This is a genomic window from Thermus thalpophilus (genome assembly GCF_022760915.1).
In the GTDB taxonomy this organism is placed as follows: Bacteria; Deinococcota; Deinococci; order Deinococcales; family Thermaceae; genus Thermus; species Thermus thalpophilus.
The window spans coordinates 1-286 of record NZ_JAKTNS010000156.1; the positions used below are offsets into that span (position 1 = coordinate 1).

Consider the following 286-nt stretch of genomic DNA (forward strand, 5'->3'; position numbering starts at 1 on the left):
GTGGAGGTGGCTAAATCTGCCCGCAGAGCCTTTCCCTTTCCCGTGCGGGCTCTTCACGTGGACTCCACCAGCTTTCACGTCCACGGGGTGTACGGGAGCGGGGAAGAGGGCCAGACCGATACGGGGGACGAGCCCCTGGTCATCCGCCTCACCCACGGCTACAGCCGGGACCACCGCCCAGACCTCAAGCAGTGGGTGATGAACCTGATCTGCGCCGATACCGGGGGGATTCCCCTGCTCTTCGCTCCTGGGGATGGGAACCAGTCGGATCAGGAGGCCTTGGTTC

At 64.7% G+C, this 286-nt stretch carries 1 pseudogene; it reads left to right on the forward strand.

Annotated features, from left to right (window positions below):
• Positions 1 to 286, forward strand: a pseudogene (locus tag L0D17_RS14095) (IS1634 family transposase); the annotation flags it as partial.